General features: G+C 57.5%; 4 protein-coding genes. All 4 read left to right on the forward strand.

The features are described from left to right. Positions 1–146: 146 nt before the first annotated feature. Positions 147–389, forward strand: a complete 243-nt coding sequence (locus WC600_18690) for a hypothetical protein (GenBank protein MFA4904757.1) — start codon at positions 147–149, stop codon at positions 387–389. Positions 390–428: 39 nt separating this feature from the next. Further along, positions 429–917, forward strand: a complete 489-nt coding sequence (locus WC600_18695) for a CreA family protein (protein MFA4904758.1) — start codon at positions 429–431, stop codon at positions 915–917. A 147-nt stretch (positions 918–1,064) separates the two neighbouring features. Next, on the forward strand, positions 1,065–2,912 hold the full coding sequence (treZ, locus tag WC600_18700) for a malto-oligosyltrehalose trehalohydrolase (protein ID MFA4904759.1): 1,848 nt from the start codon (positions 1,065–1,067) through the stop codon (positions 2,910–2,912). After that, positions 2,913–4,445: DUF3536 domain-containing protein (locus WC600_18705; protein ID MFA4904760.1), on the forward strand; the 1,533-nt coding region annotated here is incomplete at its 3' end.

Genomic DNA, 4,445 nt, shown 5'->3' on the forward strand with positions numbered 1-4,445 from the left:
GAGCTACCTACCTGGGAGAAGGCCTTGGCGGATTCCTCGTCTGGGCCCCCTTGATTAACCGGGTGGAGGTCCATCTTCTTTCTCCGGAAGAGCGAATGGCGCCCCTGGAAAAGGTCTCCCGGGGCTACCTTTAAGGAGGAGACGAGATGAGTGCAGTCAAGATCATGGCACTCTTGCTGATTGTGGCTGGCATCGTGGTGCTAATGTACGGCAAGTTCAGCTATACCAAGGAGACTCACGACATCAAACTGGGCCCGCTCGAGATGTCGATTGCGGAAAAGCAGACGGTCAACGTGCCTGTCTGGGCCGGGGTGGGGCAATATTGGGTGGTGGTATACTCCTGCTTTATGCAAGCAAGAAAAGGTAGCTCCAGAATTATATCCGCCTAAAAGGTGGGGTGCAAATTCACTAGAGGAAGGCAAACCATCATGAAACGGTTCGGAATTTATCTCGGCGGTGGGATTCTCTTGGTCATTGTCCTCTTCGGATGGTGGATATTCAGTCGCCCCGAACGCGGCACGACCGGCTCGGTCAGCACGCATTTTCGTTGGCTCGGGCCCAACGACAAGATCGTGATCGATTCCTTCGAAGACCCCAAAGTCCAGGGCGTCGTCTGTCACATCGCCCGGGCGCAAACGGGAGGGGTGAAGGGTGCATTGGGCGTGGCGGAGGACACGAGTGACGCCAGCATCGCCTGTCGTCAGTTCGGCCCGATCAAGATCGTCGGTGAGCTCAAGGACGGCGAGCGCGTCTTCGACGAGCACCGCAGCCTCGTGTTCAAGAAGCTTCAGGTTGTGCGCTTCTTCGACCGCGAGCGCAAGGTGCTGGTTTATGTGGCATACAGCGATCGGGTTATCGAGGGTAGCCCGAAGAACAGCATCAGCACGGTGCCGATCATGGGGTGGCCGGCACCATAGATTCGCACTGTGCGGCGTGGTCGGTGACATGTCGTTCGGAGCGGAGGAGAACCTTCTTGGCGAGCGATCATGCCCAGCAGATCACCACGAACGATGAAGCCTTCTTGGTCATACCGGCGGCAGCCGGAATCCAGAAAGGGAATCACAGTGAATTTTAAAGGTGGTTTGGGAGCTACCTACCTGGGAGAAGGCCTTGGCGGATTCCTCGTCTGGGCCCCCTTGATTAACCGGGTGGAGGTCCATCTTCTTTCTCCGGAAGAGCGAATGGTGCCCCTGGAGAAAGTTTCCCGGGGCTACCACTATGGCGTGGCGCCGGGGGTCAAGCCGGGAAGCCGCTATTTTTATCGTCTCGATGGGAACACCGAACGTCCTGATCCCGCGTCCAGGTTCCAGCCCGAAGGGGTCCATGGGCCCTCCCAGGTCATTGACCCTCATTTTGTTTGGGAAGAGCTGCATTGGTCCGGAATACCTCTCTCCCATTATGTGCTCTACGAACTCCATGTGGGGACCTTTACCGCTCAAGGCACCTTTGACGCCATCGTTCCCCACCTGGATGACCTGAAGGATCTGGGCATAACCGCCATTGAGATCATGCCGGTGGCGCAATTCCCGGGGGATCGCAACTGGGGCTATGACGGCGTTTACCCCTTCGCGGTGCAAAATTCTTATGGAGGTCCCGATGGGCTCAAAAGGCTGGTTGACGCCTGCCATCAGCGCGGCTTGGCGGTGATTCTGGATGTGGTTTACAACCATCTCGGGCCGGAAGGAAATTATCTCCCTGATTTTGGGCCCTACTTTACCGAACGATACCGCACTCCCTGGGGTGCAGCCATCAATTTTGACGGGCCTGACAGCGACGAAGTCAGGCGGCTCTTTATTGAGAATGCGCTCTCTTGGGTGACGGAATTTCGCCTGGATGCCTTGCGCCTGGATGCGGTGCACGGGATTTTCGACTTTTCGGCACTCCATTTTCTGCAGGAATTGGCCGCGGCGGTGCACGAGCAGGCCGAGCGGCTTAATCGCCGGATCTATGTCATTGCCGAGAGTGATTTAAACGACGTCCGGCTCGTTCGCTCCCCAGAGCTTGGTGGTTATGGCCTGGACGCCCAATGGAACGACGATTTCCATCATGCCCTCCACACGCTGCTCACCGTTGAGCAAACCGGGTACTATAAAGATTTCGGACGCATTCAAGATCTGGCGAAGGCCTTTGCCGAGGGGTTTGTCTATTCAGGAGGGTATTCCCCGGCGCGCCGGCGTCGGCACGGGAACACCTCCAAAGACCTGGCCGCGAGCCGGTTCGTGGTCTGCGCCCAGAACCACGATCAGGTGGGGAACCGTCTGCAAGGCGATCGGCTCAGCGCCTTGGTCTCTTTCGAAGGGCTGAAGCTGGCTGCTGCCGTGGTGCTCTTTTCGCCTTTCATCCCCCTTCTGTTCATGGGTGAAGAATATGGGGAAACCGCGCCGTTTCCTTATTTCGTCAGCCATTCGGATCCGGATCTGCTAGACGCGGTCCGCCGCGGGCGTCGAGAAGATTTTTCCTCTTTGCCGGGGTCGGCTGAGCCACCGGATCCCCAGGCAGAAGCGACCATGCAGAGCGCCCGCCTGGATCACAGCCTGCGGCATCAAGGGCGGCATCGCCTCCTGTATGAATTGTACAAGGAAATGTTAAAGCTCCGCCATGAAACTCGGGCAGGCGCGGAATTAAGCAAGGACCACCTGGAAGTTGCTTGCTTGGAGAGGGAGAGCACCCTGGTCGTGCGGCGCTGGGGCCGCGAAGAGCAGGTTGCCGCGATTTTCCATTTTGGGGACACTGTGGAGTCGGTCAACGTCCCCTTGCCTTCCGGACGCTGGCGGAAACGCCTGGCCTCGGGAGAGCAACGCTGGAACGGTCCAGGCCCCGACCTGCCCGCAGTGCTGCATTCAGACGGGAACGTCTCGGTGACCTTGACGAAACAAGCCTTTCTCATTATCAGTCTGCAACCGGAGGACTAAATGATGGACCGATTTGTTTGTATCCATGGGCATTTTTATCAACCTCCCAGGGAAAGCCCCTGGCTGGAGGCCATCGAGATCCAAGATTCGGCGTTCCCTTACCACGATTGGAACGAGCGGATCACCGCCGAATGCTACGCGGCCAACGCCGTATCGAGAATCTGGGACACGGAAGGGCGAATCGCCCAACTGGTGAACAATTATGCCAGTATCAGCTTCAACTTCGGTCCGACTGTCTTGCTCTGGATGCAGAGGTATGCCACCGCCGCCTATGAGGCAATTCTGGAGGGAGACCGGCAGAGCCTGGAGAAATTCTCCGGTCATGGAAATGCCTTGGCCCAAGCCTACAATCACATGATCCTGCCGCTGGCCAACAGCCGGGACAAGAACACCCAGATTATCTGGGGCATAAAAGATTTTGAATATCGCTTTGGACGCAAGCCGGAAGGGTTGTGGCTCCCGGAGACGGCGGTAGATCTGGAAACCCTGGACCTCATGGCCCAACACGGCATCGGCTTTGCCATACTTGCCCCCAGGCAGGCAAGCCGGGTTCGGTCTATTGATGGTAATGAATGGCAAGACGTGAGTGGTGGCAGAATCTATCCTGCCATCGCCTACCGGGTGTCGCTGCCGTCCGGGGCCGTCATGAACCTGTTCTTTTACGACGGTCCCATTGCCCAGGCTCTGGCATTCGAAGGATTGCTCGACAACGGCGAGGCGTTCGCCAACCGGCTGCTGTCTGCGTTCGCCGACGACTCTCCTCGCCTCGTCCACATTGCCACGGATGGTGAAAGCTATGGGCATCATCATCGCCACGGTGACATGGCCCTGGCGCATGCCCTCCATCACATTGAGTCCAACGGACTGGCGCAGGTGACGAATTATGGCCGGTACCTAGAGGGTCATCCACCGGCGTTCGAAGTGGAGATCTTTGAAAACAGCTCGTGGAGCTGCGAACACGGCATAGAACGTTGGCGGTCCGATTGCGGGTGCAACAGCGGCGGCAACTCAGGTTGGCACCAGGGTTGGCGAGCCCCACTGCGTGCGGCCCTGGACTGGCTCCGGGATGCCGTGAATCCGGCTTTTGAACAAATGGCCAGACAGTTTCTGACCGATCCCTGGGCGGCTCGGGACGACTACATCGACCTCATCGTGGATCGAACACCCGAGCGCATCACGGCGTTTATGAACCGCCACGCCACCCGGCCCCTAAACTCCGGAGACGAGATCACGGTCCTCAAGCTGATGGAGCTCCAACGCCACTTAATGCTCATGTACACCAGTTGTGGTTGGTTTTTTGACGAGCTTTCCGGGATTGAGACGGTTCAGAACATAAAATATGCCGGCAGGGTTCTGCAATTGGCCGACCAGCTTTTTAGCGACTCCTTCGAACCCGGCTTTCTCGAACATCTTGAACTGGCCAAGAGCAACATCCCTGAACACCGTGACGGTCGCACCATATATGAGAAATTTGTCAGGCCGGTCATGCTCGATATGAAAGACGTGGGCGCCCACTATGCCTTAAGCTCACTG

The sequence above is a fragment of the Desulfobaccales bacterium genome (assembly GCA_041648175.1).
Classification (GTDB): domain Bacteria; phylum Desulfobacterota; class Desulfobaccia; order Desulfobaccales; family 0-14-0-80-60-11; genus 0-14-0-80-60-11.

Excerpts from the sequence above, each read along its gene's own strand:
- WC600_18690 (MFA4904757.1), top strand. The coding sequence starts at position 147 with ATGAGTGCAGTCAAGATCATGGCACTCTTGCTGATTGTGGCTGGCATC.
- WC600_18695 (MFA4904758.1), top strand. The coding sequence starts at position 429 with ATGAAACGGTTCGGAATTTATCTCGGCGGTGGGATTCTCTTGGTCATT.